The organism is Umezawaea sp. (genome assembly GCF_057122925.1).
The window spans coordinates 1-26,775 of sequence record NZ_DBNGPQ010000011.1 but is presented as its reverse complement, the minus strand read 5'-3'; the positions used below and the strand labels follow the sequence as shown (position 1 = coordinate 26,775).

Here is a 26,775-nt window from a genome sequence, read left to right as displayed (position 1 = left end):
GTGTGGCTGGCGAGCCGGGACGGGGTAGCGGCTGCTGGTGTTCGGCCGGTAGGCGACCCGCTGGTGGGTGGGTCTGACGGGCCGGGCCAGCCGAGTCGGGTCGGGCTGGGCCAGATCGGGCCAGGCCGGGCCGGGCTTGACCTGGTCCGGGCCGGGCTGGGTCGGGTCGGGTGAGGCAGGCCTGGGCTGGATCCGGCCGGGCCGGGTCAGGCTGGGTCAGGTCAGGTCGGACAAGGTCAAGCCGGGCTAGGCAAGGTCGGGCGAGGTCGGGCCGGGCTGGTCGAGTCAAGCCGGGTTGGGCCGGGTCAAGTAAGGCCGGGCTGAGTCAAGCCGGGTCAAGCCGGACCGGGTCAAGCTGGGCCGGGTTAACTCAGGCCTGGCTGGATCCGGCCGGGCCGGGTCGGGTCAGGTCAAGTCGGGCTGAGCTGGGTCGAGTCAGGCCAGGTTGAGCTGAGCTGGGTCGAGTCAGGCCGAGCCGAGCCGGGCTCGGTCAGGCCGGGCCAGGTCAAGTCGGGCTGGGTTCGGTCGAGTCGGGCTGGGTCGAGTCGGGTGTCGGCTGATGCGGCGGTCGGCGAGTGCTGGCTGGCGTGTCCGGCAGGCCGGGATGTGGTGGCGGCCGGAGCAGTCGCCGCCGCGCCCGCGTCAGCAGGCGGTCAGCGCGTCTCCGACACCCGACCCCGCGCCCACCTCGGCACCCGCGTGTCGTCCTCCACCCGACCCCGCGCCCACCTCGACACCCGCGTGTCGTCCTCCACCCGACCCCGCGCCCACCTCGACACCCACGTGTCGTCCTCCACACGTCCCCGCCCGGCCCCCAGGTAGGCGCGCAGCGCCACCAACCCCGGATGCGGGTTGTCGTCGCGCCACACCAGCGAGTGCGGGTACACCGGTGTCGGCTCCCGCAGCGCGACCCGGCGCAGGTCGAGGTCGGCGGGCCAGAGGAGTCGGGTCTGCTCACCGACGAACGTCACCGCCTCCGCGGACTCGGCGATCACGTCCAGCACCGACTCGATCCCGAAGTTCGGCCCCACCGCGTCGATGGTGAACCCGAACGCACCCGCGAGGTCGTCGTAGTAGGCGACCCACTCGCCGGTGCCGATCGCGGGCATCCGGATCCGCTGCCCCGTCAAGGCGAACGGGGTGACCGAGTCCGCCCCGGCGAACGCGTGGCGCGGACCGACCAGCAGCTGGACGGGCTCGTCGTGCACCCGTTCGCAGCGCACGTCGTCGGGCGGCGCCGTCACCGCGCGGAACGTCGCGTCGACCACCCCGGACCGGACGGCGTCGATCGCCGTGCCGGCGTCGGGCAGGGTCACGACGTCCAGCTCGACCGACGGGTGCGCGCGGTGGAAGTCGCGCAGCAGGTCAGCCGGAGCCAGGCGGCGGCCGAGCACGTCGACCCGCAGCGGACGCCTGCGCACCGCGTCCGCCGCCCGCTCCGAGACCTGGAGCAGCAGGCGGGCGTGCGGCAGGAACGCCTGGCCGTCGACGGTGAGCCTGACGCCTCGGGCGGTGCGGGTGAACAGGCGCACGCCCAGGTCCGCCTCCAACCCGGCGACGCGCTTGGACACGGCCTGCTGCGTGATCGACAGGTCCGCGGCGGCGTCCTGGAACCGGCCTGCGTCCACGGCGGCGACGAAGGTGCGGACGGCGTCGAGGTTCACGGGCACCGACCCTAGCCGCACAACAAACCGTTGTGGCTCAACGTCCGGACGGTTGTTTGACCGACGGCGGCGCCGCCGCGAAGGATCCCCCGGTGGGCAGTCGGTTCGGGTGGTTCTGGGCGGCGTACGGGGTCAGCGCGTTCGGCACCCGGCTGGCGTTCGACGCGTTCCCGCTGATCGCGATCCTCGTGCTGCACGTCGGCCCCGCGCAGGTGTCGGTGCTGGCCGCCGCGGGCCTGGCGGTGGGCGCGGTGGTGGCGGTGCCGCTGGGTCCGTGGGTGGAGTTCCGGCGCAAGCGGCACGTGATGATCGCGATGGACGTGGTCAGGTTCGCGGCGCTGACGGGTGTGCCGATCGCGTTCGCGCTGGACCGCCTCACCTTCGCCCAGCTCCTGGTGACGGCGGTCGTCGTCGCGGCGGCGAACATCGCGTTCACGGCGGCGAGCGGCGCCTTCCTGAAGTCGCTGGTGCGGCCGGAGGACCTGCTGGTCGCGAATGGACGGCTGGAGTCGACGGCCTGGACGGCGACCGCGCTGGGCCCGCCGCTGGGCGGTGCCGCGATCGGTCTGCTGGGCCCGATGACGACGGTGGTGGCGGACGCGGTCAGCTTCCTGCTGTCGGCACTGGGGCTCAGGGCGGTCGGCGGCTCCGAGCCGCGTCCGGTCGCGTCGAAGCGGGACCGGGACCTGGTCGCGGGCTGGCGCGGGATCCTGACCCACCCCACCCTGCGCGGTCTGTTCGTCAACACGCTCCTGGTCAACGGCCTGATCATGGCGTCCGCACCGCTGCTGGCCGTCCTGATGCTCCGCGACCTGGGCTTCGCGCCGTGGCAGTACGGCCTGGCGTTCGCCGCGCCGTGCGTCGGGGGCCTCGTCGGCTCACGCCTGTCCGCTCCGCTGGCACGTCGGTTCGGCCACCAGGAGGTCCTGTTCGTCGCGGGCGTCCTGCGCGTCTGCTGGGCACCGGGCCTGGCGTTCGTCCACCCAGGTCCGACCGGGCTGCTGCTGGTCATCGGGGTCGAGCTGGGCCTGATCACCTGCTTCGGCGTGTTCAACCCGCTGTTCGCCACCTACCGGCTCGACCAGCTCCCGCCCGACCGGGTGGCCCGCACGCTGGCCGCGTGGTCGATCAGCGGCAACGCCACCACCGCCGCCACGACGGCGCTGTGGGGGCTGCTGGCGGCCGTCACCGGACCGCGCACCGCCCTCGCGGCGGCGGGTGTCCTGGTGCTGGCCACCCCGCTGCTGCTCCCCCGACCCGTTCGGGAGCGCCGCCCCTGACCTACGCTCGACGCGTGCTGGTGCTGCTACCCCCCTCGGAGACCAAGGCCATCGGCGGTTCGGGCGCACCGCTCGACCACGCCGAGCTGATCTGCCCCGAGCTCAACCCGGTCCGGGAGAAGATCGCCAACGCCCTGGTGGAGCTGGCGTCGGACGTGCCGGGCAGCCTCGCCGCGCTGGCCCTCTCCGAACGCCAGGCCGACGAGGTGGCGCGCAACGCCGAACTCCACCGCTCGCCGACGATGCCCGCGCTGTCGCGCTACACCGGCGTGCTCTACGACGCGCTGGACGTCCCGACCCTGAAGAGGGGTGAGCGGGACCGCGCGCACCACCGCCTCGCCGTCGCCTCGGCGCTCTTCGGCGTGGTCAGGGGCGGTGACCCCATCCCGGCGTACCGGCTGTCCGGCGGTTCCGCGCTCCCGGCGCTCGGCCCGCTCGGCTCGCTCTGGCGGCCCGCGCTGGAACCGGCGCTGGCCACGATCGACGACTTCGTCGTGGACCTCCGCTCCGGCCCCTACGCCACGCTCGCGAAGATCCCCCACGCCGTCACGGTCCGCGTGGTCAGCGAGGACGCCGCGGGCGTGCGCAAGGCGGTCAGCCACTTCAACAAGGCCCACAAGGGGCTGCTGGCGCGCGCCCTGTCGACGTCGCGCGCGGAGCCGAAGAACCTCAACGGCCTCATCAGGGTCGCCAGGACGGCGGGTCTGCGGATGGAGAAGACCGGCGACCGGACCGCCGACCTGTTCACCTGATTAATTCGGTTGCGACGACCGAACGGGCCTTGGAACACTGGCCGCGCACTACCCGGTGGAGCAGGTCCGCCGGTGGACACGAGGAGGTGCCGCTGTGAAGACGACTGTCCGAGACGTGGCACCAGCCCGTCCACCCGCCCCCCTCGGCTAGCGCAGGCGAGTCCTCTCGCGCGTCCAGGTGGGGTGCAAGCAACCTGGCTCCAGAGGAGAACCCCACCAGTGCGCGAGCACGAGTACGACACCGCAGATTTCGATTCCGCCTACGACGACGTCGACACCAGGATGCGTCGGGGCAGGCGCAAGAAGCGCACCGACGACCGCGACCGCAGCGGCCGTCTGACCGAGGAGGAGCGCGCCAACCTGGTCCGCCTCCGCGAGGACGCCCTCAGCGAGGCGGACAAACCGGAGGGTGCCGACCGCTGGTCCACCTGGGACGACGCCGACCACGGCCCCACGCCGCGCCCCGATTGGGTGATCACGGACCTGGGCGCGGCCGACCGGGAGCTGGGCATCCTCAAGACCGGCAAGGAAGCCGACGTGTTCCTGGTGGAACGCAGCGGCGCCGGCACGAGCTGCCTCATGGCCGCCAAGCGCTACCGCAGCGCCGACCACCGGATGTTCCACCGGGACGCCGGCTACCTCGAAGGCCGCCGGATGCGGCGGTCGCGCGAGATGCGGGCGATGAGCAACCGCAGCTCGTTCGGCCGCAACCTGATCTCCGAGCAGTGGGCGGTCGCCGAGTTCGGCGCCCTCGGCAGGCTGTGGCAGCTGGGCGCCCCGGTGCCCTACCCGGTCCAGCGCAGCGGGACGGAACTCCTGCTGGAGTTCATCGGGGACGACGACGGCACGGCCGCGCCGCGCCTGGCGCAGTGCCGCCCCGACCCGGACGAGCTGGCGGACCTGTGGCAGCAGCTCGTCGACACGCTCACGATGCTCGCCGCGGAGGGAGTCGCGCACGGCGACCTCTCGGCGTACAACCTGATGGTCCACGACGGGCGGCTCGTCATGATCGACCTGCCCCAGGTGGTCGACCTCGTGGCGAACCCGAAGGCCGAGTCGATCCTGGAACGGGACGTGCGCAACGTCTCGCACTGGTTCTCCTCGCGGGGACTGCCGTCCGGAACGGCCGACCCGCGCGAGCTGATGGTCGCCCTCGTTGATGCCGCCGGATTGAATTGACGCTGGTAGGGGGCTCGGAAATGGGAATTCCCGAGCCCCCTATGAGCAAGAACACGGGGCGTAGGACCCCTACCCCCGACGCGCCCTTCCGATGATCAGCTAGAGTGGACAGCGCACCGCACAAATGCCTGCACAACTTCCTGTGCTCGCGTGGCCACCTCGGGTCGGCCATCGGTGCTCCTAACAACCATCGGCGCGACAAACACGCGTCGGGCTCGTCCTTGCGATCGGCGCCGCGACCCGCTGCACAACTGCGGAGCATCCCCGAGACGTGCCATGTCCCGGAGGTTTGTTTTGCCACCCACGTCCCAGGGCCGTTCCGAGCGTCCGTCGTTCCGCAAGCCGCGGCCGCGTCGCTCTGGCCAGGGCAATGGCCGTTCCCAGTTCGCTGAGGCCGGTCCTTCCACTGTCGCCGAGCACATCGAGAGCACCGTGCCGGAAGGCCCGCTGCCCACGTTCGCCGAGCTCGGCCTCGCCGATGAGCTGCTCCGCGCGCTGACCGCCGCGGGCATCGAAGCACCCTTCCCGATCCAGGCCGCCACGCTCCCCGACGCCCTCGCGGGCCGGGACGTGCTCGGTCGCGGCCAGACGGGCTCCGGCAAGACGCTGGCGTTCGGTCTGGCGCTGCTGTCCCGCCTCGCGGGCCAGCGGGCCAAGCCGCTCATGCCGCGCGCACTGATCCTGGTGCCCACCCGTGAGCTCGCGATGCAGGTCGAGGAAGCCCTCACCCCGTTCGCCCGGTCGCTCGGCCTGTCCGCGCGCACCGTCGTCGGCGGCACGTCGTTCCCGCGTCAGATCGACGCGCTGCGCCGTGGTGTCGACCTCCTGATCGCGACGCCGGGCCGCCTGTCGGACCACGTCCGCCAGGGCACCTGCGACCTGTCCGACGTGCGCTTCACCGCGTTGGACGAGGCCGACCAGATGGCCGACATGGGCTTCATGCCCCAGGTCCGCGCCATCCTCGACCTGACCCCGCAGGACGGCCAGCGCATGCTGTTCTCCGCGACGCTCGACGGCGACGTGGACAAGCTGGTCCGCCAGTACCTGCACAACCCGGTGACCCACTCGGTCGCGCCGCCCACGGGCAGCGTCACCACCATGGAGCACCACCTGCTGCTCGTGTCGGCCGATGACAAGCAGAACGTCATCACCGAGGTGGCGGCCCGCGAGGGGCGCACGATCATGTTCGTGCGCACCAAGCACCACGTGGACCGCCTCGCCAAGAAGCTCCGCTCGGTCGGCGTGCACGCGGGTGCGTTGCACGGCGGCAAGGCGCAGAGCGCCCGCACGCGGGTCCTGGGCGAGTTCCGCGACGGCACCACGCCGGTGCTGATCGCGACCGACGTCGCCGCTCGCGGCATCCACGTCGACGACGTGAGCCTCGTGGTCCACGTCGACCCGCCCGCCGACTCGAAGGACTACCTGCACCGCGCCGGTCGCACGGCGCGCGCGGGCCAGTCCGGCGTGGTCGTCACGATGGTCACGCACGACCAGCGGCGCGCCGTGCAGGGCCTCACCGCCCGCGCGGGCATCCGTCCGGAGAGCACCCGCGTGACTCCGGGCAACGAGGACCTGATCCGCATCACGGGCGCTCGCGTGCCCAGCGGTGAGCCGGTCATCGAGCCCGTGATCCCCGAGCGCGGCGGTCGCCGCGGCGGCCCGCGTCGTGGGGGCCCGTTCGGCTCCGGCGGCGGACGCACCTCGGAGTTCCGCGGCGGTCGTGGTCGCAGTGAGCGCGGCGCCGGTGGCGGTCGCAGCGAAGGCGGCTACCGCGGTGGCGCCACCGCGGGTGCCGGCGCCGGTGCCGGTGCAGGTCGGCCCCGCCCGGCTCGCTCGTACTGATCCAGATCGTTGACAGGGCCCCCTCCGGTTCGCCGGAGGGGGCCCTGTCGGTTGTCGAGGACGACGAGGTGCGACCACGTCCCCAGGTCCACTGGGGCGGTGAGAGGCGTGGTCGGGCGGAAGTGGACGGTCGTCCCGGTGCTGCCGCCGTCGGCGATCGGCGTCGGGTCTGTGACCGGGACACCGTGCTCGTACCGCTCCTCAGAGGTGTGCCGCCAACCCCGCGACCGTTCCCACCACGATGATCGCGGGCGGCCGGATGTTCTCCGACACGATGTCGTCGGCGACCTTGTCCAGAGTGGACCGCACGACCTTCTGCGTCCGCGTGGTGCCCTCCTGGATCACCGACACCGGCGTGTCGACGGGCCGTCCACCCGCCATCAGCGCGTCCGCGAACGCCCGCGAGCGCTCCACGCCCATCAGGATCACCAGCGTCCCGCGCAACCGCGCCAGCGCCTCCCAGTCCACGAGGGACCGTTCGTCGTCCGGCGCGACGTGCCCGGACACCACGACGACCTCGTGCGCCACACCCCGGTGGGTCACCGGGACGCCCACCATCGCGGGCACGCCGAACGCGCTGGAGATGCCCGGCACGACGGTCACCGGCACCCCCGCCTCGGCGCACGCCAGCAGCTCCTCGAAGCCGCGCCCGAAGACGTACGGGTCGCCGCCCTTGAGCCGCACCACGAACTTCCCGGCCTTCGCGTTCTCGACCAGCGTGGTGTTGATGAAGTCCTGCGACGCCGCCCGCCCGTACGGGATCTTCGACGCGTCCACGACCTCCACGTGCGGCGGCAGGTCGTCCAGCAGCTCACGCGGCGCGAGCCGGTCGGCCACCACGACGTCCGCCCGCGCCAGCAGCCGACGGCCGCGCACGGTGATCAGGTCCGGGTCGCCGGGGCCGCCGCCGACCAGCGCCACACCGGCCAGCCGCTCGTGGTGGTCGTCGACCACGGTCGCGTCGCGCAGCGCCGACACCAGGCTGTCGCGCACCCGCGCGGACCTGCGGTGCTCGCCGCCCGCCAGCACCCCCAGCAGCAGCCCGTCGTGGCCGCCCACGGCGGGCGTCACGGCCGTGCCCAGCGTCGCGACGTCAGCGCGGACGCAGAAGATCCGGCGCTCCTCGGCGTCGGCCGCGATCCGGGCGTTGACCTCCGCGACCGACGTGCACGCGAGGACGTACCAGGCGCCGTCCAGGTCGCCGTCGGCGTAGCCGCGCGCGTGCCAGGTCACCTCCCCGCCGTCGACCATGCCCTCGACCGCGGGGGTCACCTCGGGGGAGATCAGGTCCACGACGGCCCCCGCCGCCACCAGGCGCGGCAGCCGCCGCTGCGCGACCGTGCCGCCACCGACCACGACGACGCGGCGCCCGGTCAGGTCGAGGCCCACGAGGTAGTGCTGTTCACCGTGCATGCGTCACAGCATCCACAAGCGGACGGCCCCGGCCAACTCCGGAGTTCACATCGCGAGCAGTTCGAAGCTCGCCGCGGCCCGACCGCCGAACCTCCGCCCCGCCATCTCGGCCGAGCGCCGCAGGAATTCGCCCGCGTCAGCCATGTCCCCGCTCAAGGAGGCCAGGTAGACGGCGTGTTCGCGGAGGGAGGCGATGGACACGTCCAGGGTGTCTGTGATGTCCACCGCATGGGTGGCCAGAGGCGAGCCGGACACGGCGACGTGCCGCACACCACCCCACGGTTCGAGGTCGAGGTCGCGGAACACCCACCGGTTCGCGGCGTCCCGCACGGCGTCGATCGCGGCCTGCCCGACGACCCGGTGGTCAGCCATGTTGAGGAACCCGCCGGGGAACGTCTCGTGGTGGTTCACGGTGACCACCACGTCCGGCCGGTGCCGCCGGACGGCCGCCGCGATGTCCCGCCGCAGCGGCAGCCCGTAGGTGATCATGCCGTCGGGGTGGTCGAGGAACTCGACGACGTCCACGCCCACCACGGCCGCGCTCGCGATCTGCTCGCGTTCCCGCAGCGGCCCGGCCTCCTCGGGCGCGACCGAGTCGATCCCGGCCTCACCCCGGGTGGCCAGCAGGTACGTGACGGTCTTGCCCTGGGCGGTCCAGCGGGCGATGGCTCCGGACGCGCCGTACTCCAGGTCGTCCGGGTGCGCGACCACCGCCAGCGCGGTCTCCCAGTCCTCGGGCATCGGCGCCAGGTCATCCATGCGGGCGAGTCTATTTCGAGGTGGTGCCGGGCCGGTAGGTGCCGGTGGCGTGGAGACGGCCGGTTCACGCCACGGTGGACGGTCAGCTGAACGCGGCTCGGTGGCCCAGCCGGTGCTGCGCGAGCCTGACCCTGCCCGTGGCCGCTCTGGCGGGCGCACCGTGATTCCACGCGGCGGAACGAGTGCCACCGGACCGAATTCCGACTGGTGCGGGGTCGCTCGCGTCGTTGGGCGGCCGGGATGTCGGGATAGCGGGCGTGTGCGTGTCGCCATCGCAGGTAAGCCCGGATCCCACGGGCGAGCGCGGAGTGGCCGGAGTTGCTCGTCGTGAACGTGCGCAGCGGGCCGAACTGGTCGAAGGCTCGGCGTCGAGGTCCGGGGCGGCGGAGTCCTTCCAGGTCCCGGTGCGCTGAAGGGTGGGGGTCCGATGCCGTTCGTCGAAGGCGTGGATGACGTCGCGGGACGGTGTCCTCGTGCGGGGCGAGCAGCCGGGCGATCGAGACGACCGTTCCCGGCACCACCGCGGCCCGCGCTGTCCTGCACCGACTCGCGGACAGCTTGAAAACCGTGCTCCAGCAACGCCAGTAGGTCATCGGCGAGGAGATCCTTGATGCGCACCCTCGTGCCGGGGTCCTGCTGGACATCGGCAACGTCTCCGGAGTCGACTCATCCGGACACCTGGCCGCCTGCGCCGGGATCGCCGCGGTCACCCGCGACTCCGGCACCAGCACCGGCACCGGCACCAGCACCAAGGGCGAGTACCCGGCTCGGACCGGCAACCGCAAGCTGGAACGCGCGTTCTTCCTGAGCGCGTTCGCCGACTTGACCTGCCTGGCACGACGCCGCTGCGACGTCCTGTTCGCCATGCTCCGCACCGGCACCCGCCACCGGCGTCCCAAGACCTCCGAGGAGGTCTTGGAGCCAGTCGCGCGCTGTTGCCGGCGAAACTCCGACGCGGGCCGCTAGGGGGCTTCGACGATGGTCACGCCGGTCGCCAGCGCCTGGTGGGAGCAGGAGAGGCTGCGGACGCCGTAGCCGTTGGTGACCCTGATCCAGGAGCCCGTCACCGACGTCCCGTCGGCGCAGGTGACCTGGATGGAGAAGGTGCCGGTGCCGGAGCACCAGCCGGTGCCGACGCTCTGCTCGACCTTGGTGCCGCAGTCGTGCAGCTGGCTCGGGGCGGCCACCGCGGTGGCGGGGACGGCGGCGATGGCGAACCCGGCGATGAGTGCGAGAAGTCGTTGAGGCATGCCCCGATCCGAACACCGACCACGCCCACGACCGGGACAACCACCCGGTCGTGGGCGTGCCCGATCAGGAGTTGATCTGCGTGGTGAGCACGTCGTAGTAGGCGGCGATCCTGGCGTACACGCCGGGGTAGCCCGCCGCGGCGCACCCGCGGCCCCACGAGGTGGCACCGATGAGCTTGCCACCGGCGACGATCGGGCCACCCGAGTCGCCCTGGCAGGTGTCGACGCCGCCCTGCGGGAAGCCCGCGCACACCATCGACGTGTTGCTGTAGTTGGAGTACGCCGTCTTGCAGGTGGCGTCGGACGTGACCGGGACGGTCGCCTTCAGCAGGTAGCGCGACGCCGAGCCGCCCGAGGAGGTCGTGCCCCAGCCGAGGATGGTCGTGCTGGTGCCCGCCGCGTACAGCGCGGTGTCGGACGGGGTGGCCAGCGGCAGGTAGGCGGAGCTGATGGAGCGGTCGAGCGTGAGCACCGCGACGTCGAAGCCGGTGCTGGCGCTGCGGTAGCTCGGGTGGACCCAGATGCGGGTCACGCTCGCGGTGATGCCCGCGGTGCTCTGCTTGTCCTCACGGCCCCACACGACGCGCGTGCTGGCGGCGGACCGGCCGGACACGCAGTGCGCGGCCGTGACGACCTTGTTGCCCTTCACCAGGGTGCCGCCGCAGAACTGGGAACCGGAGGTGCTCGCGAGGAACACCGTCCACGGGTGTTCGCCGATCGTGGCGCGCGTGCCGCCCACGACGAACGGTGTCACGTCGGCCGACGACGGCACGGTGGTCAGCAGGCCCACCACGGCCGCGATGGCGGACACGACGACGAACTTCACCAGGCGATGCAGGGTTTTCGCCATAGGAGTCCTTCCAGAGAAGGTGCAGGTACCTCAATGGCTACGGCCACGAAGCCGACCGCGGCAACCCCCGATCGGCTCTGCCGCGCGCCTTGACAGTTGACGCACAGCGATCAGGCGGTTACGAACAGGTGTCCTACAGGATTCCGCGAGCTGTGAAAGCGGCTCTGACCTCGGCCTCGGCCTGGGCGCCGTACAGCGCCCCGGCGGTGGCCGCGGTCGTCTCGGCCGCCTGCGCGAACGTCGTGTCGGGCGAGTAGGAGAACTGCGCCTCCAGCACCACCCGCGCCGACTCGTCCCGGCCCAGTGCCCGGTAGACGTCGAACAGCGCCCGCGACCAGATCTGCCCGTCGAAGTGCGCCTCGCCCCTGCGGTCCGCGATCGTCAGGTCCGTGTCCGTCCGGCGCAGGCAGTGCGGCGCCTCCTCGGTGTACGAGACGGCGTCCCAGTCGCCCACGCACGCGTGCGGCGCGGCGGCGGAGTCCTCGTGCAGCGGCACCGACATGATCACCGCCCACCAGTCGCCGAAGCCCTCGCCGATCGCCCCGCCGTCGACGCTCAGCCCGAAGCCCGGCACCTGCGCGTCCTGCATGGCGTGGCCCAGCTCGTGCCAGATGATGTCCGCGTCCTCGGCGTCGTCCACGCCGCCGCTGCCGAACGTGATCCGGTCGGTCGACGGGTCGTAGTACGACTGGTCCTCCTCGAACCCGGTCGTCGTGACGTCCTGCGGCTCGTTGTTGAGGTCCTGGAACCCGAGCCGCTGCACGTACCTCTGCGCCTCGGTGACGCCGTGGTAGGCCATCACCTGCTCGAACCGGTCGTCCGACCGCGGGTAGTCGAACCTCCGGTTCTCCGCGAACGCCAGCTGGTCGGCGGGCCCGACCACGGTCGCGTAGCTGCCGGACAGGGTCCCGGAGGTGTCCAGATCGGACAGTCGAACGGCCTGGTACGCCTTCGTCGGCACCGCCGCGTCCGCGTCGTCCTGGTCGGTCAGCGTCGTGTCCTGGAGCGTGACGACGGGGTTGGGCGCGAACACGCTCCCGGTGCCCTCGGCCCGCTTCACGACGTCCTCGGTCGTGATGACCGCACCGGACGAGGCGTCGACGATCGTCCGGACCGAACCGCGGTCGGTCCGCGACAGCACGGCGTACACCAGCTTCGCCCGCGCGCCGGGCAGGACCGCCAGCTCGGTGCTCGCCCGCTCACCGGCGACCTGCCGGTCCACCACCGCCCCGGCCTGCTCGGCGGCGACGGCGGGCAGGCCCGACGCCAACCCCTCGACCGCGATCCGCCCGTCCCGCACGGTCACCTCGCGGGTCCGCTTGTCCACGTGCCTCGCGTAGTACCCGCCCAGCACGGGCTTGCCGTCGAACGTCTGCCGGTACCAGTGGTGCTCGCCCAGCAACGACTCCCGTGCGGCGAGCAGCGCCAGGTCGGCGGGTGTCTCCGGGGCGGCGTGGGCGGCTCCGGCCGGCAGGGGGACGGCGGCGGCACAACAGACCGCGGCGACGAGGCGACGCAGACGCATGGAAGCTCTCCAGAACGCGGGGACCCGGAACGGACCGGGCGGTACGGACTCGACGCTAGTCCGCCCGAGGGCCTGGAAAATTAACCGATGGTGGGAAATCCCGACGCGGCCTCCACGGGTGGAAATCCGTACCAGCACACGGTTTCACCCGAAAAGTCCACGCGAAGGTGTGAGAGTTCCCCCGCCACGGAGGACAGGTGAGGGACAGGAGGCGAACGAGGGAGGGACCCACGAACGATGAACGGGTGACCGCGATCAGGTCGGGAAGGCCGACCTCACACCGCGGCGACCCCCGGCACGCGAACCGTCTCCACCCGAGCACCGGCGCCGGGGGCGTCCGGCCCGACACCGACCGCGACCCACGCCACGGCCAACCCGGACGCGGCCAGCTCCACCGCCCCGTGCGGGTGGATCCCGGTCCCCGGCCGCAACAGGTGCCGAACCCGGTCCACGGACTCGGCGCTGCCCACCACGAACGCCGCCCGCCGCAGCTCGGCGTCGGCCTGGGGCGTCCGCTGGTCCGCACCGCCCGGCCCGATCCCCACGAGGGCAAGGCGGCCGCGGGGCAGCACCCGAGCCGCGGCCACGGTCACGTTGTCCCCCTTGACCTTCTCCACCGCGAGCTCCACCGGCCCGCCCGCGGCGAACCCGGCGGCCCCGCACAGCGCGGCGGCCTCGGCGACGCTCGCCGTCCCCACGGCGGCCCCCACCGAGGGACTGGGGTTGGGCACCGCGACCCCGGCCAGCACCTCGGCCGAGAACGTCAGCAGCGGCGCGGACGTGTCGCCGTGCCAGAAACCCCAGTCCTCCACGGCTTCCAGGATGCCCCGCTCCCCGGCCTTGCGGTCGGCGGTGGCGAAGGCCCGCACCGCGCGCAGGTCGAGGCCCGCCGCCTCCAGCTCGGCCAGCGCGGCGGCCACGGCCGACGTCGACACCCCGCTGCCCGACCCGACCCCGACCACCAGCGTCCGCGGCACCAGCCGCACCTCGTGGTCGGCACGGGTGGCCGGGGGCAGGCGGTCGTCGACCACGACCTTCCAGTCCGCCTCGCCGTGCGACAGCACGGTGTCCGGCAGCGCGGGCAGCGGGAACCCCAGAGGGTTCACCAGCAGCACGTGCTCACCCGCGGCCAACGCGGCCGAGCACCCGGCGAGGTCGCCGTCGACCGTGGCGTCGAGCAGCTCGACCAGTTCGTCCAGCGGCCCGTCCTCGCCGGGGGTCCCGAGCACGGCGGTGCGCCCGAGCACGTCCGCGATCCGCTCGGCGAGTTCGTCCGCGCCCAGCGACACCACGAACGCCCCGTCCACGCACACCACGCCGGGGTCGGACCTCTTGTCCCGCAACAGGGGCGCGATCAGCCGCACGGCGGACGGGGCGCCGAGGAAGAGCACGGCGGAGGTGAGGCTGGGCCACAGGCGGTGCAGGGCGGGCCGCACGGGGCCGTCCGGGACGACGGTGTCCGGTCCCAGGAAGGGCCCCAGCTCGACGAGGTCGCGACGGCCCGCCTCGGTGGCCGCGAACAGACCGATCACGTCCTGGTCCCCCACAGCACCAGCACCGGGTTGGTCGCGGTCGTGACGCTGCCGACGAGCCTGGCCGACGACAGCAGGGTGCCCTCCACGGCGTACCCGGCGTCCCGCAGCACGTCCCGCGAGGGCACGGCCCGGTCCAGTTCCGGCATGGCGACGACCACCCGCCGAGCGCCGACGGCGGCGCACGCGGCCACCGCCGCGGCCCCGCCACCGCCGACGAAGATCGCGTCCGGCCGGGGCAGGTGGGCGACCGCGTCGGCCAGCTCGGCCTCGACGATCCGGACGTCCACGTGGTGGGTGGCGGCGTTCGCGATGATCCGCACGACCTGCACGGGGTCGCGCTCCACGGCCAGGACGGCCGCGCCCAGCCTGGCGCACTCGATGCCGACCGCGCCGGGACCCGCGCCGACGTCCCACACCAGCACGCCGGGCCGGGGCGCCAGCCTGGCCAGCGCGAGCGCGCGGACCTCGGTGGTGGCGACCATGCCGTCGCGGTTGGCGAACCGGTCGTCCGGCAGGGCCCAGCCCTCCGGTTCGACGGCGAACTCCACGTCGGCGAGGCAGAGCAGCTCCGGTGAGCGCCAGAGGCGGTTGACCGCCTCGGCCGGGTCTACAGTGGACCGCCGTTCGGTCGGGCCCCCCAGGCTCTCGGCGACCACGAGCGTGCGCCGCCAGCCCGCGAGGCCGCGGGCCAGTTCGGCGACCGGCGCGTTGCGCACCAGGACGGAGGAGCGGGCGCGGCACAGGTTGAGCGCGTGCTCGAACGGGACCCCCTCGTCGAGGACGGTGGTCCTGTCCCACGAGCGGCCCGTCTCGGCCACGAAACGCTGGAGCGCTGGGAGATCGGCCACGGGTCAGCCCGTGCGCTTGGTCCGCTTGCCCCGCGCCACCGGCTTGCGCGGCGTGGTGCTGGCCCGGACCGAGGTGATCGGGGTGGCGGCCGCGACTGCGCGCGGCTTGGGCTCGGGAGCGGGTTCGGCCTCGACCTCGTCGGCGGGCGCGGACACGGCCACGGCGGGCGCGGGCCGGGGCCGACGCGCGCTCTCCTGCCAGCCGTGCACGGCCGACCAGGCGGCGACCGAGGTCTCCGACTCCGGCGCGGGCTCGGCGGCGACGTCGGCGATCTCCACGACGTTCGGCACCTCGGTGCGCGCGGTGGTCCGGCCGTTGCGACCCGCCCGCACCGACCACTTCGACGGCTTGGCCTTGCGCACGGGCTCGTCGGACGCCTCGGTGGACGCGTCGGACTTGCGGAACCCGGCGCCGCGCGCCCGACCGGTCGGCTTGAGCACGGACCCGACGAGGAACAGCGCGGTGCGGTAGAGCTTGTGCTCCTTCACCGACGCCTCCAGGTCGGCCAGCGTGGTGTGCACGATCGTCTCGTCCGGCCAGGAAACCTTGTACGCCACCACGATCGGCGTCTCCTCGGGGTACCCGCCCGCGCGCAGCTTCTCGACCAGCTGGCCGGTGCGCGCGGCGGACAGGGACACGGCCATCGTGGTGCCGTGGCCCGCGAACTCCTGGAGGTGCTCGCTGCCCTCGGGCCCGGCGAGGATGAGCGACTGCGCCACGTCCGACGTCGTCAGCTCGCGGCCGATCACGGCCGCGGCGGCGGAGAACTGGGACACGCCGGGCACGACCTCCAGTTCGAGACCCAGCCTGCCGCACGTGTCGTGGTGGTCCTGGACGTCGCCCCACAGCGAAGGGTCGCCCGCGTGCAGCCGCACGACCTTCAGCCTGCTCGCGGCGGCCCTGCGGTAGACGTCGACGACCGCGTCCGGCGACACGCGGGTGAAGTCGACCAGTTCGGCGTCGGCGCGCGCGTGCTCGCGGACGCACTCGGCGTCGACCACGCTCGGCGCCCACACCACGACGTCCGCTTCCGCGATCCGCTTGGCGCCCCTCAGGGTGATGAGATCGGCGGCGCCGGGTCCGGCGCCCACGAACGAGATCCGACCTGGCATCACGGGTGACTCCTGTGGGGACAGTGTGTGTTCAGGGAGAAGCCCCGACCGTACCGTCCGGGCTCGCTCCACTATCGAGTGGCCTCATACGGCATTTCCGCCGTCGCGCACGCCCGGACGAACCGAACCACCGAATCAGGTGACGACGCCGGGTGCGTGTGCAGGTATGACGCGTGCACCCCGCCCACGACGAAACCCTCGGCGACGGGACGGCGGTCGTGGCCCCGCCACTGCCACGCGGGCTGCGCGCCGCTCGAAGGGGTGAGCACCGTCCGGTGGAACTCGTGGCCGGTGATGCGCTGCCCGGCCCGCGCCAGCACGGAGTCGGCGGGGGCGACGGCGTCGCGGTACCCCAGCGTCAGCCGCGCCGACATCGACCCGTCCGCGTCGAGCACGCCGCACATCGGCACGCCGTCGAGCGTGCGGGCGAGGTAGAGCAGCCCGCCGCACTCGGCGTGCACGGGAGCGCCGGTGCGGGCGAGCGCGGCGACGGCCGCGCGCAGCGGCGCGTTCTCCGCCAGCTCGGCCGCGTGCTGCTCGGGGAAACCGCCGGGCAGCACCAGGCCCGCCGTGCCCTCGGGCAGGTCCTCGTCGCGCAGCGGGTCCACCGTCACCACGTCGGCGCCCGCGGCGCGCAGGAGTTCGACGTGCTCGGCGTAGCCGAAGGTGAACGCGGCCCCGCCCGCGACGGCGACGACCGGCGACCCGGTGACCGGCTCCTCGACCTCGGCCTGCGCGCTCCACGCCGGCACGGCCATCGCGGGCGCGACGGCGGCGAGCCTGCGGACGGCGTCCAGGTCGACGTGCTTGGCCACGGCCGCCGCGATGGCGTCCACGGCGGCCAGCGCCTCCGGCCCGTGCTCGGCGGCCGTGATCAGCCCGAGGTGCCGCGACGGCAGCGAGAACGCCGGGTCGCGCGGCAGCACCCCCATGACCTCCAGGCCGACCTCGGCGCACGCGCTGCGCAGCACCTGCTCGTGCCGCTCGGAGCCGACCTGGTTGAGGATGACGCCGCCGATCCGCACGGTCGGGTCGTAGCCGCGGAACCCGTGCAGCAGCGCGGCGAGGCTGCGGGACTGGCCGCGCGCGTCGACCACGAACAGCACGGGCGCGGCCAGCAGCTTCGCGACGTGCGCGGTCGACCCGACGCCCTCGGTGTCGACCCGCCCGTCGAACAGGCCCATCACGCCCTCGACGACGGCGATGTCCGTGCCGCGCGACCCGTGGACGAACAGGCTCGCGACCTTCTGCTCGCCCACCATCACGGTGTCGAGGTTGCGGCCGGGCAGGCCGGTCGCGATGCCGTGGTAGCCGGCGTCGATGTAGTCGGGGCCGACCTTGAACGGCGCGACCCTGCTGCCGGAGCGGCGCAGGGCGGCCATCAACCCGGTCGCCACGGTGGTCTTGCCGCTGCCCGACGCGGGGGCGGCGACCACCAGCCGATTCACCACTCGATCCCCTTCTGGCCCTTCTGCCCGGCGTCCATCGGGTGCTTGACCTTGGACATCTCCACCACCAGGTCGGCGGCGTCCAGCAGGGCGGGTGGGGCGTACCTGCCGGTGATCACGACGTGCTGGTGACCGGGCCTGTCCCTCAGCACGGCCACCACCTCGTCGACGTCCACCCACCCCCAGTGCATCGGATAGGTGAACTCATCAAGAACGTACAGGCCGTGCACCCCCTCGGCGATCCGCCGGGAGATCTCGCGCCAGCCCTCCAGGGCGGCCGTGGCGTGGTCCTGGTCCGTGCCCTGCTTGCGGGTCCAGGACCAGCCCTCGCCCATCTTGTGCCACTCGACCGGCCCGCCCGCGCCGGTCTCCTCGTGCACGCGGCCGAGCGCCTTGAACGCCTCCTCCTCGCCGACCTTCCACTTCGCCGACTTCACGAACTGGAAGACGCCGATCGACCAGCCCTGGTTCCAGCCGCGCAGGGCGAGGCCGAACGCCGCGGTCGACTTCCCCTTCATCTCGCCGGTGTGGACCATCAGCAGTGGCCGGTTGCGCCGCTGCCGGGTGGTCAGGCCGTCCTTCGGGACCGTGGTGGGCTGTCCTTGGGGCACCGTGACCTCCTAGGCGGCGCGGGCCGCGCGGACGACGCCCGCGACCTGGTCGGCGGACAGTTCTTCCAGGCGCAGGCAGGCGCCGTCGAGCGCGACGGCGACCTTCGCGGCCAGGCCGAGCCGGATCGGGCCGTGCTCGCAGTCGACGACGACGGACGCGGTGCCGTCGGCGGACAGCAGGCCCGCCGCGCGCAGGGCGTCACGCATCGGGTCGCCGCCCGCGCCGGTGGACGTGGCGCGGCCGTCGGTGAGCAGCACCAGCAGCGGACGCCGCCGCGGGTCGCGCAGCCGTTCGACCTCCAGCAGCCTGCGGGCCTTGAGCAGGCCGTCGGCCAGCGGGGTCCGGCCGCCGGTGCGCATCCGGCGCAGCCTGGCCGCCGCCGCGTCGACGGACGTCGTCGGGGGCAGGGCGACCTCGGCCGCCGCGCCGCGGAACGTGACCACGCCGACCTTGTCCCGCCGCTGGTAGGCGTCGCGGAGCAGGGAGATCACCGCGCCGCTGACGGCGGACATGCGCTGCCGGGCGGCCATCGAGCCGGAGGCGTCCACGACGAAGAGGACGAGGTTGCCCTCCTTGCCCTCCCGCACGGACAGGCGCACGTCACCGGCGCGCAGCAGCAGGCCGGGGCCGCTGCGGCCTCGGGAGTTCTGGTGCGGAGCGGCGGCGGCGAGCGTGCCGACCACGTGCAGCCCCGCCCCGTCCGCGGTGGACGAGCGGACGACCTGGCCGGTGCGGGCACGGGCGCGCGACCGCCTGCCGGGAGCGCCCTCGCCGACGCCGGGCACCTGGAGGAGCCGGGCGCGGAACGCGGGCGCGGGGGTGGCCGGGGCCCGGTCCGTCGCACCGGACCCGCCCTGGTTCGGCCGCTGGTCCGGGCTCTCGGGAGCCTCGGAGTTCTCGGGGGTGGGCTGACCGCCGCCGTCCGGTCCGTCGGGCTCCGGAGGACCGTCCGGCTCGGGCTCGTCGTCGGCGTGCTCGGCCGCCTGCCGCATGGCGTCGGCGAGCTGCTCCTCCTCCAGCCCCGGCTCGTCGAACGGGTCGCGGCGCTTGCGGTGCGGCAGCGCGAGCCGCACGGCGGCCTCGACGTCGGACTCCTCCACGACCTCGGACCCCCGCCACGCGGCGTGCGCGGCGGCGGTGCGGGCCACGACCAGGTCGGCGCGCATCCCGTCGACCTCGAACGCCGCGCACACGCCCGCGATCCGGCGCAGCTCGGAGTCCGGCAGTTCCACGGTCGGCAGCGCCGCGCGGGCGGTCACGATCCGTTCGGCCAGCTCGGCGTCCGCGGCCTCCCAGCGGGCGGCGAAGCCCTCGGGGTCGGCCTCGTAGGCGAGCCTGCGGCGGATGACCTCGGCGCGCGTCGCCACCTCGCGCGACGCCCGCACGGCCACCGTGAGCCCGAAGCGGTCGAGCAGCTGCGGCCGGAGTTCACCCTCCTCCGGGTTCATCGTCCCGACCAGCAGGAACGACGCCGCGTGCGAGATCGAGACGCCCTCGCGCTCCACGTGCGCGCGGCCCATCGCGGCGGCGTCCAGCAGCAGGTCGACGAGGTGGTCGTGCAGGAGGTTGACCTCGTCGACGTAGAGCACGCCGCGGTGCGCGGCGGCCAGCAGGCCCGGCTGGTAGGCGCGGACGCCCTCGGTCAGGGCGCGCTCCAGGTCCAGCGAGCCGACCAGGCGGTCCTCGGTGGCGCCGACGGGCAGTTCGACGAGCTTGGCGGGACGGCGCTCGGCGGCGTCGCCGGGGTGCGGGCCGTCGGGGCAGGCCGTGTCGACCAGCGGGTCGCAGCCGAACCGGCAGCCCGGCACGACGGCCAGCTCCGGCAGCAGGGCGGCGAGCGCGCGCACGACCGTCGACTTCGCGGTGCCCTTCTCCCCCCTGACCAGAACACCGCCGATACCGGGGTGCACGGCGTTCAGCAGCAGGGCCAGTCGCAGGTCGTCGTGTCCGACGACAGCGGAAAAGGGGTAGCGCGAGGTCATGCGGGGAGGTCCTTCCTCGGGTGTCCACGCCCGTGTCCGGTGGTGGTGACTCGGGGGTCGAGTTCCTGACTCCCGGATCTCCTGCCCGGTCACAGTGGCGGGACCGCGCCGGATTCGCACCGGCTTCCTCGCACACCCCTACAGCTTTGGCATCGTCGCATCCCACGGAGCAGCGACCAACCCCTCGGCGAGTCTGATCACACCCGCGCGCACCCGCTCCACCGGCATCCCGCACCGCTCGACCAGGTGGTGGACGTGCTCGGCGCGCAGGTTCGCCAGCAGCGCCTCGGCGCGGAACTCCGCGTCGCAGCCGGGGTCGACCTGAGCCATCAGCTCGACCAGCCCGTCCCGGATGGGCTCGAACCCGCTGTCGCAACCGCGCTTGCTCGTGACCCGCTCGAACGCCCGCACCAGCGGCAACGTCTCCACGACGTGCTCGAACAGGCTGCTCGCCAGCAAGACCACCCGTTCGGCGGCACTCGTCGACCCGTCGGCCAGCACCCCGGTCGCGAAGTCCCGCCACCCCTCCCCAGCCTGGAGCGCGAGCGCCTCGACCAGGCCCTCGCGGTCGCCGAACCGCCGGAACACCGTGCCCTTGCCGACACCGGCCGCCGCGGCGACGTCGTCCATGCAGACCGCGTCGATCCCCTGCTCCCGGATCAACCGCATCGCCGCGGCCAGGATCGCCTCCCGGTTGCGAGCCGCGTCCGCCCGTTCGACCATCCCCGCCCTCCTCGACTTGACAGAACCGGACTACTGGTCCGTATCGTAGCCCAGAGAGAAACGGACCGACGGTCCGCTACAGCGGGAGGCTTCCATGCGTGCGGTGCGCATCCACGAGTTCGGCGGCCCGGAGGTGCTCCGGGTGGACGAGGTTCCCGACCCGGTCGCCGGGCCGGGCGAGGTGCTGGTCGAGGTGACCGCGATCGGCCTGAACTACGGGGAGGCGCTCCAGCGGTCGGGGGCGTCGAACGAGCTGTACGACTGGTACCCGGAGCCCGCGCTGCCGGTGGTCCCCGGCCTGGAGGTGACGGGCGTGGTCCGCGCGGTCGGCGGGGACGTGTCCACCGACCTGGTCGGCACGGAGGTGGTCGGCTTCGCCCTCCGCGGCGCGTACGCGGAACTCGCCGTGCTGCCCGCCGCGGGCGCCGTCCCCGTGCCCGCGGGCCTCGACGCCCGCCAGGCCCTCGCGCTGTTCCTCCAGGGCGTCACCGCCGCGGGTCTCGTGGACGTCGCCCGGATCCAGCCCGGTGAGCGCGTGCTGATCGAGGCCGCCGCGGGCGGTGTCGGCAGCCTCCTGGTGCAGCTGGTCACCCGCGCGGGCGCCGTCGCCGTGGCCCTCGCGCGGGGGGACGCGAAACTGGCCGCCGCCAAGGAGCTCGGCGCCGACGAGACCGCCGACTACACGAGCCCCGACTGGGTTTCGCGGCTGGAACCGGTCGACGTGGCGCTGTCCTCGGTCGGCGGCGACGTCACCCGGTCCGCGTTCGGCCTCCTGCGCGACGGCGTCGGCCGGATGGTCCTCTACGGCACCGCGTCGGGCTCGTTCGCCGACATCACCGTGAAGGACGTGGTGCGCAAGGGCGTCGGGCTGATCGGCCTGCGCAACCTGGCGGGCGACCCCGCGTACGCCGCCGGGCTGCTGGCCGAGGTGTTCGCGCTGGGCGCGGCCGACGAACTCCGGCCCGTGCTCGGCGAGTCGTGGCCGCTGGCCGAGGCGGCGGCTGCCCACCGCGCCCTGGAGGAGCGCAGGACGACGGGCAAGACGTTCCTGATCCCCTAGCCGGTCACCGGCACGCTCACCGGGGCGCGGAACGACAGCAGCCCGAGCATCGGCGGCGGGGCGACCGACGTGAGCCGGAGGGTGGGGAAGCGGCGGGCGACCGTGCGCAGCACGACCTCGCCCTCCAGCCGCGCCAGGCCCGCGCCCAGGCAGTAGTGCCTGCCGAAGCCGAACGCGAGGTGCCCGCGGGCACCGGACCGGCCGGGGCAGAACGACTCCGGCTCGGCGAACACGACGGGGTCCGAGCCGGTGCCCGCGAGCATCAGCAGCAGCGGCGCGCCCGCGGGCAGGTCGACGCCGGACAGCGTGACCGGACGGCTGGTCACCCGCCGCCACGTCGTGACGGGCGGTTCGCGGCGCAGCACCTCCTCGACGCACGCGGCGGCCAGGCCGGGCTCGCCGTCGGCCAGCCTCCGCCACACGTCGGGGTGGCGGAGCACGCGGTCGAACAGCGTGCTGAGCAGCTGCGTCGTCGTCTCCTGGCCCGCGATCAGCAGGAAGTAGCAGAGCCCCGCGGCCTCGCGGACCGGCGTGCCCGCCGCGACCAGCGCGCCGAACAGGTCGTCGCCGTCGGGCGACGCGGCTCGGACGCGCGCGGTCAGCCAGCGGTGGAACGCGCCCGCGCGACCGGCCAGCTCGTGCTGCCGCTCCAGCGACGGGTTGCCCCAGAACAGCTCCAGCGACGCCGTGCTCCACGCCTTGAGCGCGGGCACGTCGACGTCCGCGATGCCGAGGACCTCCATCAGCACCACGCACGGCAGGTCGCGGGCCAGGTCCGCGTGCAGGTCGACGGGCGAGGCCAGGCGCTCCTCGCACAGCTCGGCGATCCGGTCCTCGAACGCCGCCACCCGCGCGGGCGTGAGGAACCCGGCGACCAGTCGGCGCAGGTCCGCGTGGGTGTCGGTGCCGTTGTTGGCGAGCGTCGGCGGCAGGGAGAACCCGGCCCGCGCCAGCACCCGCAGCACCGGGCGCGGGATCGGCGTCACGGCGGTCAGCGCGTTGTCCGGGTGGAACGCCTGGGCGTCGGCGAGCACGGCCCGCACGTCCGCGTACCGGCTGACCAGCCACAACCCGGTCGCCGGATCGTGGTGCACGGGGCTCTCGGACCGCAGGCGCCGCAGGTCGGGGTGCGGATCGGCGGTGAAGTCGGCCCCGAAGAGGTCGATCTGGGTGGTCCGCACGCCAGGACCGTATCGGGCCGGTGGGAGACTGCCGCCGTGAGCGTGAGCACAGGTGACTCGGTGTTCGACTGGATCGACACCCGCGCGGAGGCCCGCGCGAAGGCCGGACTGACCCGCAGGCTGCGGCCTCGACCGGCGACCTCGACGGACCTCGACCTCGCCGGGAACGACTACCTCGGGCTGGCGCGGGACAAGCGCGTGACCGGCGCCTCGGCCGCCGCGTCGATGCGCTGGGGAGCGGGTTCGACCGGGTCGCGGCTGGTCACGGGCAGCACCGAGCTGCACATGGAGCTGGAGTACGAGCTGGCGAACTTCTGCGGCGCGCAGGCAGCGCTGGTGTTCTCGTCCGGCTACGCGGCGAACCTCGGCGCGCTCACGGCGCTGTCCGGTCCGGGCACCGCGATCGTGGCCGACCAGTACATCCACGCGTCGCTGATCGACGGCTGCAAGCTGTCCAAGGCCGACGTGGTCGTCGCGGGCCACTGCGACGTCCCCCAGGTCGCGCACGCGCTCGCGACCAGGGGCAAGCGCCGCGCGCTCGTCGTGACGGACTCGGTGTTCTCGGTCGACGGCGACCTCGCGCCGCTGGGCGAGCTGGCCGCCGCGTGCCGCGAGCACGACTCGGCGCTGGTCGTGGACGACGCCCACGGCCTCGGCGTGCTCGGTGACGGCGGGCGGGGCGCGGTGCACGCGGCGGGCCTCGCGAAGTCGCCCGACGTCATCACCACGGTCACCCTGTCCAAGTCGCTCGGCGCGCAGGGCGGGGCGGTCCTCGGGCCGAGCCGGGTCATCCGGCACCTGGTCGAGACCGCCCGCAGCTTCATCTTCGACACCGGTCTCGCCCCCGGCAGCGCGGCGGCGGCGCTGACCGCGCTGAAGGTGCTGCGGGAAGAGCCCGACCGGCCCGCGCGCGTGGTGGCCGTGGCCCAGGAGCTGGCCGAACGGCTGCGCGCCGCGGGCCTGCGCGCCAGTTCGCCCTCAGCGGCGGTCGTGTCCGTGCAGGCGCCGTCCGCCGAGGCGGCGTTCGGCTGGGCCGAGGCGTGCCGCACCAGCGGCGTCGTCGTCGGCTGCTTCCGGCCGCCGTCGGTCCCGGACGGCGTGTCCCGGCTCCGGCTGACCGCCCGCGCGGACCTGTCGGACGCCGACATCGACCGCGCGGTGCGGGTGATCAGCGAGACCGGCGCATCCGCAGGTGCGGTATCCCGTCCTCGATGAACTCCTCGCCCTCGGGCACGAAGCCGAACGAACCGTAGAAGTCGACGATGTAGGTCTGCGCGTCCAGCACGCAGTCGACCGTGCCGACCTCGCTGAGCGCGGCCTCCACCAGCCTGCGGCTGTAGCCGCGGCCTCGGGCGACCCGCCCGGTCACGACCCGGCCGATCCGGAACGTGCCGTCCGGCTCCTCCAGCAGCCGGAGGTAGGCCACCGGCTCGGACGTGCCGTCGACCTCCAGCCAGAAGTGCCGGGCTCCCGGTTCGAGGTCGCGGCCGTCGAGGTCCCGGTAGATGGAGGACTGCTCGATCACGAAGACCTCGCTCCGCAGGCGCAGGAACGCGTAGAGCTGCTCCGTGGTCAGGTCGGCCGCCCACTGCCTGCGCAGCGTGGCGTGAAACTGTGATGTGCGCACATGCGCCTGGATATCACAGCGGAGCCGGTTCAGAGGTGTGACCGGTACGCGGCCAGTCGCGTGTAGACGCCCGGCTCCCCCGGCCGCGCGCAGCCCGTGCCGTACGACACGACGCCCACGAGCCTGCCGCGAACGACCATCGGTCCGCCCGAGTCGCCCTCGCACGCGTCCTTGCCTCCCTCGGGAAGACCCGCGCACACCATGCCGTCCGGACGGAACCGCGGGACCGCGCGGCCACAATCGGCGTCCGACACGACCGGCACGTCCACCTGGCGCAGCGTCGGCGACGGCTCGGCACCCTCGGCGGTGCGCCCCCAGCCCAGGACGGTCGCCCCGGTGCCCGGCGCGTAGCTCGCCGTGTCGCCCGCGTCGACCAGCGGAACGGTCGCCTGGGGCAGGGGCTCGCTCAACGTGAGCACCGCCACGTCGTCGCCCTTGGTCACCTCGCGGAAGTCGGGGTGCTTCCAGACACCGGCGACCCTGACGGACGGCCCTCCAGCGCGGAGATCGGACCGTCCCGCGACGACGCGGATCGCCTGCGGCGACCGGTCCCGCTTGGTGAGCGCCAACTGCTCGGTCAGGCAGTGCGCGGCCGTGACCACGCGGTCCGGCGCCACCAGCGCACCACCGCAGAAGAGCCTGCCGTTCGCGTCCGTGAGCGCCACCGCCCACGGCGTGTCGGGCGCCTCGGTGCCGCCGACGACCGCGTGCGCCGGTGTGGCGGACGCGAACACGGCGGTGATGGCGGCGACGAACGACACGGTGGTCCGCACGGAGCACTCCTCTACGGCAGGTGGACGAACGACTACCCACCGTAGCGGTCGAGCACATGTCGCCCAGACCGGGATTAAAACCGGAGATTCTCCTGTTAGCGTTCCATGTTGCCGGAGATTTAACGGCCTATTGCGCAGATCACAACGGTCTGTCCGGAAATCTGGGAGGTCTACGCGTGTTCCTCGACTTCGGTCAACTACCGGCCTTCCTGATCGCCTGCGCGGTCGTCGTGCTCACGCCGGGCGTCGACGCGTTCCTGCTGCTGCGCACCTCGATGCGCTCCGGCACACGCGCGGGCCTGTGGGCGCTCGCGGGCATCCACTCGGCGAGCTTCGTCCAGGTGGGCGTCGTCATCTCCGGGCTGGGCGTGGTCCTGGCCCGCTACCCGGTCGTGCTGGTGGCGCTGCGCTGGATCGGCGCGGCCTACCTGCTGTGGCTGGCGCTGTCGATCGCGCGCGGCCTGCTCCACCGCACGACCGCGACCGACGAGCCACTGGAGGCGGTACCCGACCGCCCGTTCCGCCGGGGCTTCCTGACCAACATCACCAACCCGAAGATGCTGCTGTTCTCGCTGGCGTTCCTGCCGCAGTTCATCGGCGCGGGCGACCCCACCGCCCAGTTGGCGATGCTGGCCGTGGTCTTCCTGGGCTTGGCGGCGCTCTGGGAACTGCTGATCGTGATCGCGGCGAGCCGAGTGGCGGGCAAGCTCAAGCGCCCAGGAGTGACCACGGCACTGGACGCGGTGTGCGCGGCGGTCTTCCTGACCATGTCCGTGGGCCTGGTCGTCTAGACCCTGTCACCAGGACGGTCTCCGCACCGACGGCCACGACTCGGACCGCGGTTCGGCGAGCCCCCGGCCGGCCCAGGAGGGTGTGGACCGACCCAAGACCACCAGGGCGAAGTCACCCAGGGGCGACGAGTCCAGAGTGCAGACAAGACACGGCCACGCAGCCGAAGGCGGCGACCACGGGAGAGCCGAAGGCGCGACGGCCAAGGGAAAGGGCGCCGAACCCAGGGCGTAGGAGCGGGGAACGACGAGACGAAGGCGAGCGGTGAGGAACGGGGAATGCGGGAGCCAGGCGAAGGGCGCGGCCAGCAAACAACGAACGACCTGACACGCAGCAGACCGGACAAACAGCCAACCCGGCACCGGACCGGCCAAGCAGCCAACCACACCAGCGGTCAGCCAACCAGCAGCCAGGCAGCCAGCAGCCAACGGCCAACGGCCAACGGGACTTCACCCCGGATGTTGGACACGGGGTTATGCGGCGTGGGTCAGCGTAGCCGGTGTTGGCAGCAGGCTGTTCTCGTAGTCGATCGGGGGCATCTGGCCGAGATGGGAGTGGCGGCGTCGGGTG

The 26,775-nt window shown here is 73.4% G+C and carries 23 protein-coding genes, 1 pseudogene and 1 riboswitch; of the genes and pseudogenes, 8 read left to right on the top strand and 16 right to left on the bottom strand.

Annotation, left to right across the window (positions count from 1 at the left end):
- Positions 1 to 653: 653 nt before the first annotated feature.
- Positions 654 to 1,664, bottom strand: coding sequence for a LysR family transcriptional regulator (locus tag AC156L_RS01820; protein WP_484406521.1), 1,011 nt, complete (start codon positions 1,662 to 1,664; stop codon positions 654 to 656).
- Between the two features lie 92 nt (positions 1,665 to 1,756).
- Here AC156L_RS01820 and AC156L_RS01815 point away from each other — a divergent pair, with 92 nt between their 5' ends.
- The 4 genes from AC156L_RS01815 to AC156L_RS01800 all read left to right on the top strand — a co-directional run bounded on the left by AC156L_RS01815 (position 1,757) and on the right by AC156L_RS01800 (position 6,717).
- Complete coding sequence (locus AC156L_RS01815; RefSeq protein WP_330876092.1) at positions 1,757 to 2,944, top strand: MFS transporter; 1,188 nt, start codon at positions 1,757 to 1,759, stop codon at positions 2,942 to 2,944.
- 14 nt (positions 2,945 to 2,958) lie between these two features.
- Positions 2,959 to 3,696 (top strand): peroxide stress protein YaaA, encoded by a 738-nt coding sequence (gene yaaA / locus AC156L_RS01810; protein WP_330876091.1) that lies wholly within the window; start codon positions 2,959 to 2,961, stop codon positions 3,694 to 3,696.
- Positions 3,697 to 3,915: 219 nt separating this feature from the next.
- Positions 3,916 to 4,875, top strand: coding sequence for a serine protein kinase RIO (locus AC156L_RS01805; protein ID WP_330876090.1), 960 nt, complete (start codon positions 3,916 to 3,918; stop codon positions 4,873 to 4,875).
- Positions 4,876 to 5,151: 276 nt separating this feature from the next.
- A complete protein-coding gene (locus AC156L_RS01800; protein WP_330876089.1) occupies positions 5,152 to 6,717 on the top strand; it encodes a DEAD/DEAH box helicase in 1,566 nt (521 codons plus the stop codon).
- A 201-nt stretch (positions 6,718 to 6,918) separates the two neighbouring features.
- Here AC156L_RS01800 and cobA read toward each other — a convergent pair whose 3' ends face one another.
- Positions 6,919 to 8,130, bottom strand: a complete 1,212-nt coding sequence (gene cobA / locus AC156L_RS01795; RefSeq protein WP_330876088.1) for a uroporphyrinogen-III C-methyltransferase — start codon at positions 8,128 to 8,130, stop codon at positions 6,919 to 6,921.
- Positions 8,131 to 8,175: 45 nt separating this feature from the next.
- A complete protein-coding gene (locus AC156L_RS01790) occupies positions 8,176 to 8,889 on the bottom strand; it encodes a PIG-L deacetylase family protein (RefSeq protein WP_330876087.1) in 714 nt (237 codons plus the stop codon).
- A gap of 666 nt (positions 8,890 to 9,555) precedes the next feature.
- Here AC156L_RS01790 and AC156L_RS01785 point away from each other — a divergent pair.
- Positions 9,556 to 9,855: pseudogene (locus AC156L_RS01785) on the top strand (hypothetical protein); the annotation flags it as partial.
- Here the strand turns inward: AC156L_RS01785 and AC156L_RS01780 are convergent.
- The 10 genes from AC156L_RS01780 to AC156L_RS01735 all read right to left on the bottom strand — a co-directional run bounded on the left by AC156L_RS01780 (position 9,852) and on the right by AC156L_RS01735 (position 20,775).
- On the bottom strand, positions 9,852 to 10,139 hold the full coding sequence (locus AC156L_RS01780) for a hypothetical protein (protein WP_330876086.1): 288 nt from the start codon (positions 10,137 to 10,139) through the stop codon (positions 9,852 to 9,854). The pseudogene AC156L_RS01785 and the gene AC156L_RS01780 sit on opposite strands and share 4 nt — an antisense overlap.
- A gap of 64 nt (positions 10,140 to 10,203) precedes the next feature.
- A complete protein-coding gene (locus AC156L_RS01775; protein WP_330876085.1) occupies positions 10,204 to 10,989 on the bottom strand; it encodes a S1 family peptidase in 786 nt (261 codons plus the stop codon).
- Positions 10,990 to 11,122: 133 nt separating this feature from the next.
- Entirely contained in the window at positions 11,123 to 12,514 is a 1,392-nt protein-coding gene (locus AC156L_RS01770) for a M36 family metallopeptidase (protein WP_330876084.1), read from the bottom strand.
- A gap of 275 nt (positions 12,515 to 12,789) precedes the next feature.
- A complete protein-coding gene (locus tag AC156L_RS01765; RefSeq protein WP_330876083.1) occupies positions 12,790 to 14,046 on the bottom strand; it encodes a cobalamin biosynthesis protein in 1,257 nt (418 codons plus the stop codon).
- Positions 14,043 to 14,897, bottom strand: coding sequence for a hypothetical protein (locus tag AC156L_RS01760; RefSeq protein WP_330876082.1), 855 nt, complete (start codon positions 14,895 to 14,897; stop codon positions 14,043 to 14,045). Before AC156L_RS01760 ends, AC156L_RS01765 begins: the two co-directional genes overlap by 4 nt.
- 3 nt (positions 14,898 to 14,900) lie before the next feature.
- On the bottom strand, positions 14,901 to 16,010 hold the full coding sequence (locus tag AC156L_RS01755; protein WP_484406519.1) for a cobalt-precorrin-4/precorrin-4 C(11)-methyltransferase: 1,110 nt from the start codon (positions 16,008 to 16,010) through the stop codon (positions 14,901 to 14,903).
- A 71-nt stretch (positions 16,011 to 16,081) separates the two neighbouring features.
- Positions 16,082 to 17,461, bottom strand: a complete 1,380-nt coding sequence (locus AC156L_RS01750; protein WP_330876080.1) for a cobyrinic acid a,c-diamide synthase CobB — start codon at positions 17,459 to 17,461, stop codon at positions 16,082 to 16,084.
- A complete protein-coding gene (gene cobO / locus AC156L_RS01745; RefSeq protein WP_330876079.1) occupies positions 17,455 to 18,069 on the bottom strand; it encodes a cob(I)yrinic acid a,c-diamide adenosyltransferase in 615 nt (204 codons plus the stop codon). The genes AC156L_RS01750 and cobO overlap by 7 nt, the downstream gene beginning before the upstream one ends.
- A gap of 9 nt (positions 18,070 to 18,078) precedes the next feature.
- Positions 18,079 to 20,052 carry a putative cobaltochelatase gene (locus AC156L_RS01740; protein WP_330876078.1) on the bottom strand — a complete coding sequence of 658 codons (1,974 nt, stop codon included), beginning with the start codon at positions 20,050 to 20,052 and terminating at the stop codon, positions 18,079 to 18,081.
- Between the two features lie 39 nt (positions 20,053 to 20,091).
- Positions 20,092 to 20,232, bottom strand: a riboswitch (cobalamin riboswitch).
- Entirely contained in the window at positions 20,191 to 20,775 is a 585-nt protein-coding gene (locus AC156L_RS01735; protein ID WP_330876077.1) for a TetR/AcrR family transcriptional regulator, read from the bottom strand. Its footprint overlaps the riboswitch before it by 42 nt.
- A gap of 94 nt (positions 20,776 to 20,869) precedes the next feature.
- Between AC156L_RS01735 and AC156L_RS01730 the strand changes: the two genes are divergently transcribed.
- Complete coding sequence (locus AC156L_RS01730; RefSeq protein ID WP_330876076.1) at positions 20,870 to 21,835, top strand: quinone oxidoreductase family protein; 966 nt, start codon at positions 20,870 to 20,872, stop codon at positions 21,833 to 21,835.
- Here the strand turns inward: AC156L_RS01730 and AC156L_RS01725 are convergent.
- Entirely contained in the window at positions 21,832 to 23,016 is a 1,185-nt protein-coding gene (locus AC156L_RS01725; protein WP_330876075.1) for a cytochrome P450, read from the bottom strand. The two genes, AC156L_RS01730 and AC156L_RS01725, sit on opposite strands and share 4 nt — an antisense overlap.
- Positions 23,017 to 23,052: 36 nt before the next feature.
- Here AC156L_RS01725 and AC156L_RS01720 point away from each other — a divergent pair, with 36 nt between their 5' ends.
- The gene (locus tag AC156L_RS01720) at positions 23,053 to 24,231 is read left to right on the top strand and encodes an 8-amino-7-oxononanoate synthase (RefSeq protein WP_330876074.1); all 1,179 of its coding nucleotides are present in this window, start codon (positions 23,053 to 23,055) and stop codon (positions 24,229 to 24,231) included.
- Here the strand turns inward: AC156L_RS01720 and AC156L_RS01715 are convergent.
- Positions 24,185 to 24,643 carry a GNAT family N-acetyltransferase gene (locus tag AC156L_RS01715; protein ID WP_330876073.1) on the bottom strand — a complete coding sequence of 153 codons (459 nt, stop codon included), beginning with the start codon at positions 24,641 to 24,643 and terminating at the stop codon, positions 24,185 to 24,187. The genes AC156L_RS01720 and AC156L_RS01715 overlap by 47 nt on opposite strands.
- A gap of 29 nt (positions 24,644 to 24,672) precedes the next feature.
- Positions 24,673 to 25,416, bottom strand: coding sequence for a S1 family serine peptidase (locus AC156L_RS01710; protein ID WP_330876072.1), 744 nt, complete (start codon positions 25,414 to 25,416; stop codon positions 24,673 to 24,675).
- Positions 25,417 to 25,592: 176 nt separating this feature from the next.
- Between AC156L_RS01710 and AC156L_RS01705 the strand changes: the two genes are divergently transcribed.
- Positions 25,593 to 26,207 carry a LysE family translocator gene (locus AC156L_RS01705; protein ID WP_330876071.1) on the top strand — a complete coding sequence of 205 codons (615 nt, stop codon included), beginning with the start codon at positions 25,593 to 25,595 and terminating at the stop codon, positions 26,205 to 26,207.
- Positions 26,208 to 26,775: the final 568 nt, after the last annotated feature.

Bases quoted from the DNA above. Each gene is read 5' to 3' on its own strand.
- AC156L_RS01800 (WP_330876089.1), top strand. From the start codon at position 5,152: ATGTCCCGGAGGTTTGTTTTGCCACCCACGTCCCAGGGCCGTTCCGAG.
- cobA (WP_330876088.1), bottom strand. From the start codon at position 8,130: ATGCACGGTGAACAGCACTACCTCGTGGGCCTCGACCTGACCGGGCGC.
- AC156L_RS01790 (WP_330876087.1), bottom strand. From the start codon at position 8,889: ATGGATGACCTGGCGCCGATGCCCGAGGACTGGGAGACCGCGCTGGCG.
- AC156L_RS01780 (WP_330876086.1), bottom strand. From the start codon at position 10,139: ATGCCTCAACGACTTCTCGCACTCATCGCCGGGTTCGCCATCGCCGCC.
- AC156L_RS01775 (WP_330876085.1), bottom strand. From the start codon at position 10,989: ATGGCGAAAACCCTGCATCGCCTGGTGAAGTTCGTCGTCGTGTCCGCC.
- AC156L_RS01770 (WP_330876084.1), bottom strand. From the start codon at position 12,514: ATGCGTCTGCGTCGCCTCGTCGCCGCGGTCTGTTGTGCCGCCGCCGTC.
- AC156L_RS01755 (WP_484406519.1), bottom strand. From the start codon at position 16,010: ATGCCAGGTCGGATCTCGTTCGTGGGCGCCGGACCCGGCGCCGCCGAT.
- AC156L_RS01740 (WP_330876078.1), bottom strand. From the start codon at position 20,052: ATGACCTCGCGCTACCCCTTTTCCGCTGTCGTCGGACACGACGACCTG.
- AC156L_RS01735 (WP_330876077.1), bottom strand. From the start codon at position 20,775: ATGGTCGAACGGGCGGACGCGGCTCGCAACCGGGAGGCGATCCTGGCC.
- AC156L_RS01730 (WP_330876076.1), top strand. From the start codon at position 20,870: ATGCGTGCGGTGCGCATCCACGAGTTCGGCGGCCCGGAGGTGCTCCGG.